Genomic DNA, 4,213 nt, shown 5'->3' on the forward strand with positions numbered 1-4,213 from the left:
GAAAATTCTCATTCAAAAGTCACTCTTTTTATGGGGGGATTACCTAAGGAGTTCGCCTCGTCCTATCAAAAAATTTGTCTGACTCATCCTTCACGTCTCCGCTTTTTAGGAACGACGGTAGGACCGTCAGTCGTGTATTTTCTAATAGTATCTCGGCTCACACCTGTAATATCCGAAATACTATGCTGAGACAGGCGTGTTTGTTTAGCGAGTAAAACAGCCATATCGATACGCCCCTGTCGATCCAATGATAGAGCGCGAGCTTTAATGAATTCCTCAATTAAATCGACATCTGAAGCCGTTCCCAATGCTACTGCTCGCCGAAAGCGCTGTATCTCTCTTCCTATATCGCTAAAGGACTGTCCACGAAACGCGAAAGTCAGAATATCTACCCACCGAGCAAACAACGCGAAATCAGGTCCCAAGAACCGTTTAATAGCTTCTTTGACCGCTATGGGCTCAGGTGTCTTAAATTCGACAACCAAGTCAAACCGTCGCCACAACGCAGGATCAATCAGCTCTGGATGATTAGTTGCGGCCAACAACACCCCGGTAGAAGGCCACTCATCGACTTCCTGCAAAATCACTGTCACAAGACGCTTGAGTTCACCCACATCGGAATCATCACTACGTCGCTTGGCAATTGCATCAATTTCATCAAGCAACAACACACAAGGGCGTTGTTTAGCAAAATCAAGAGCTGCGCGTAAATTGTTACCGCTACGCCCCAACAAACTACTCATAACCGCAGTAAGATCGAGTACATACAGCGGTACACCTAGCTGAGATGCCAACCAACGCGCAGTGAGTGTCTTACCCAGTCCAGGTTGTCCAACAAATATTGCAGAGCGTGTTGGCACCAAGCCCGCTGCGACAAGACGCTCAGCTTGCCTACGCTCCAAGATCAACTGTCCAAGCATTTCCTCCAATCCGGGAGAAAGCAGTGGCGCTTCATGATCTGGAAGATCCGTAAACTCTTTAAGCAGTGACAAGCGCGACTCATCGTCCACTGGCAAAGCCTGTTCCGGAGAGGATGGTGTAACTGCCTTCCGTAACGGAGCTCCGGTGCGATGCGGTTTGGAACGAAGGAACATATCTACCTGTGCTGCCAACTCAGGTTCAGTCCCTCGATATTTTCTAACTAGCCGTGCGGCGAACAGGCGTACGTCCTCCGTTTGCTCGGCCAAGGCGAGCCGAACAATCTGGGCTAAATCAGACTTCAATCCACTAGAATCGTCCATAAACACTGTAACCCATTCATATAAACCACTTTTTTTCATTCAAAAATGGACTAAAGTTATTCTCTCATATTTTCTGTCTGCTGGAAAGATATTCTGAGCGATCAGGACCAATCGCCCACTCACCACTCTTGGCGCGGTCATGATCAGCCATGACCATATAAGGGAACGAGTACATCAAGGCAGGAAGTCTATGATCAAAGAGAACGTCTCTTCCTCAACGTTCACAGTCATTCCCTGTCCATTCTCTCGGCGCTTTCGTGGCACTCCAACCCGACACGATGCTGGAACTCGCACTGCCGGGTACGGGGCTGGCGTACCTTGCGGCGTTTCAAGTTGATCCACACATCATCGCCGGGCGGCTGACCTCAATGCTTGAGCATTTTCAGATCGACAGATTTGTCGATGTGCAAGCCGTCTATTTGGGACATCGTAGCACGCTGTCCGCGCGGATCAGGGCAGTTCTTGATTTTCTAAAGGAGAATATGTGCATCGGTCCCAGCCAGCTATCGGGGGAGTAAAAAGCGCGTTCGGTCAGCCATTGCGTGGCATGCGTGTAAACCCGCTTCCTGACGCCATCACGACGATCATCAGGGCACAGAGCAGCAAAACTGTTGCTGCCCACGGAATGACGGTCGTGCCAAGATGCTCGAGTAGCAGACCCCCGACGATCCCGCCGCCGGCAATGGCCGCGTTCCATACGGTCACGATCATCGACTGGGCGATATCGGCGCCCTCCCCTGCCGCGCGCGCGGACGCCGTCTGGAACAGCGTGGCCGCACCACCAAAGGCCAGCCCCCACAGACCGGCTCCGATGTAAATTGCAATCGGACTGGTCCCTGCAAAACCCAATATGCAGCCCGCAATCACGAAAAGAGCGATACTGGCCAGGACCATTACTCGCAGCCAGTGATCGATAAAGGCGCCGATCAGCCAGATTCCTACCAGAGCGGTGAGACCGAATACCAGCAGCACCATATCTACCTGTCCGCCGATGCCGACCTGCAGCAGGAAAGGCGCGATATATGTGTAGAGGATATTATGGGCCAGAACGAACAGCAGTATGACGGACAGGACTTTCCGCACACCCGGCATCAGGAACACGTGCCTGAGCGTCAGACGTCGTCCCTGACCTTGGCCGGGAAAGTCCGGCACCGCAGCCACGACCCAGCCCAGCAACCCGACGGTCAGCACGGTCATGATACCGAAAGTGTAACGCCAACCAACCATCGTTCCAAGGAAGGTGCCAAGAGGAATGCCGAATGACAGGGCAAGAGGTGTCCCGACCATTGCGACCGCAATGGCCCGTCCCTGCAAGGCGGGGGCCACCATCCGGCTGGCATAGCCCGCCAGCAGCGCCCACAGCAGTCCGGCCGATACCCCTGCCAGAAAACGGGCGGCAAGGGTCAGGACATAGCTGGTTGAGACGGCCGTGATCGTATTGACGACAGCAAAACCACCGATGGCCAGAAGCAGCAGTCGACGCCGTCGCCAGCCCTGCGTGGCGCTGGTCAGCGGGATGGCTGCGACAAGGGAGCCGATTGCGTATAGTGTGACAAGCTGCCCGACCATCGCATCCGATACGTTCAGACTCCTGCCCATCTGGGGCAGCAGACCTGCCGGCAGAGCCTCGGTCAGGATGGTGATGAATCCGGCCGTGGCCAAAGCAAGGAGGCCTCCCAGCGGCAGGCGTCCCGATGTGGACAGGTCATATTCGGTCGTTTCTGAACTCATGGAAGCATCCATCCCAAAGCATGTCGTGGCGCAAAGCTGCCTGCCGCTTTGCCGCCCCTCGTTGCCCTCACGATAAGATGGTCCCTACTCCGGATTAATCAGGCTATAGTTCCATACATAATGGACGAATGTGTCCGTAATGGCCGGATCATGCGATGGACAGTCTGGGCGCTCTTCCCATTTTCATACAGGCTGCGGAAACACGCAGCTTCACGGCCGCCGGTCAGCAACTGGGCCTGTCCGCCTCTGCGGTCGGCAAGGCCATTGCACGTCTTGAAGGGCGTCTCGGCGTCAGGCTGTTTCATCGCAGCACGCGAACGATCACGCTGACTCAGGAAGGGCATCTCTTTCTGGCGCGCTGCCGTCGGATCCTGGGAGAAGTCGCGGCTGCCGAACAGGAGCTGGCCGATACACACGCCACACCATCGGGGCGTCTGCGCGTGAGCCTCCCCATGGTGGGCATGCTGCTGATGCCTGCCGTCAACGCCTTTATCCGGACCTATCCGGAAATCGAGCCCGATCTTGATTTCACCGATCGCCTTGTGGATGTCATCGGCGAAGGCTTCGATGTGGTTCTCCGGACTGGCGATGCTGCGGACTCACGCCTGATGACCCGTGTCGTCGGCACATTCCATCACCGGCTGGTTGCCAGTCCTATCTATCTGGAGCGCCATGGCACACCCATCGAACCGGCTGATCTGGTGCATCATGTCTGTCTGCGCCACAGATATCCCACAACCGGAAAACTGGAAGCATGGCCACTGCGGCAGGATCGCCCGGCTGGGGCCATTGAACCCCCGGCAACCGTTGTTGCCTCGGCGCTGGAACCGCTGATCAGCATGGCCGAAGCTGGGCTGGGTATCGTCAGCCTGCCGGATTTCGTGCTTCACGAGCATCTCAGGACCGGACATCTCGTTCCTGTGCTGTCCGACCATACCGCACATTCAGGGGTATTTCGTCTTCTGTGGCCGTCCAGCCCCTATCTCCCACCGAAGCTCAGGGTGTTCATCGACTTCATGACGGAGAATCTGTTTCCGTCAAAATGACCTCGCTCCCACGTTCACGCACACGTGAAATCAGCCCAACCTACGCTGCGCTTTCAGTCCCATTTGCATCCTATGTGCATCCTGCGGCGTGTTCCGGGCACAAAAAAAGCCACCCTTGAGGGTGGCTTTTCTTTGTCTTTTCAGACGTTTATGCTTGGTTGCGGGGATAGGATTTGAACCTATGACCTTCAGGTT

General features: G+C 55.2%; 4 protein-coding genes. 2 read left to right on the forward strand and 2 right to left on the reverse strand.

The window, feature by feature from the left end; all coding sequences use genetic code 11:
* Positions 1–83 precede the first annotated feature (83 nt).
* A complete protein-coding gene (locus B7449_RS15530) occupies positions 84–1,280 on the reverse strand; it encodes an AAA family ATPase (protein WP_209426748.1) in 1,197 nt (398 codons plus the stop codon).
* Between the two features lie 218 nt (positions 1,281–1,498).
* Here B7449_RS15530 and B7449_RS15535 point away from each other — a divergent pair, with 218 nt between their 5' ends.
* On the forward strand, positions 1,499–1,759 hold the full coding sequence (locus tag B7449_RS15535) for a type 2 periplasmic-binding domain-containing protein (RefSeq protein ID WP_039736500.1): 261 nt from the start codon (positions 1,499–1,501) through the stop codon (positions 1,757–1,759).
* A 13-nt stretch (positions 1,760–1,772) separates the two neighbouring features.
* Here B7449_RS15535 and B7449_RS15540 read toward each other — a convergent pair whose 3' ends face one another.
* Positions 1,773–2,972, reverse strand: coding sequence for an MFS transporter (locus B7449_RS15540; RefSeq protein WP_039736503.1), 1,200 nt, complete (start codon positions 2,970–2,972; stop codon positions 1,773–1,775).
* 155 nt (positions 2,973–3,127) lie between these two features.
* Here B7449_RS15540 and B7449_RS15545 point away from each other — a divergent pair, with 155 nt between their 5' ends.
* Positions 3,128–4,018: a LysR family transcriptional regulator gene (locus tag B7449_RS15545; protein ID WP_039736501.1), complete on the forward strand. Its 891-nt coding sequence runs from the start codon at positions 3,128–3,130 to the stop codon at positions 4,016–4,018.
* Positions 4,019–4,213 lie beyond the last annotated feature (195 nt).

It is taken from the genome of Komagataeibacter intermedius TF2, assembly GCF_000964425.1.
In the GTDB taxonomy this organism is placed as follows: domain Bacteria; phylum Pseudomonadota; class Alphaproteobacteria; order Acetobacterales; family Acetobacteraceae; genus Komagataeibacter; species Komagataeibacter intermedius.

Coding starts and splice junctions, on each gene's coding strand:
- B7449_RS15530 (WP_209426748.1), bottom strand. CDS start 1,280: ATGAAAAAAAGTGGTTTATATGAATGGGTTACAGTGTTTATGGACGAT.
- B7449_RS15540 (WP_039736503.1), bottom strand. CDS start 2,972: ATGAGTTCAGAAACGACCGAATATGACCTGTCCACATCGGGACGCCTG.
- B7449_RS15545 (WP_039736501.1), top strand. CDS start 3,128: ATGGACAGTCTGGGCGCTCTTCCCATTTTCATACAGGCTGCGGAAACA.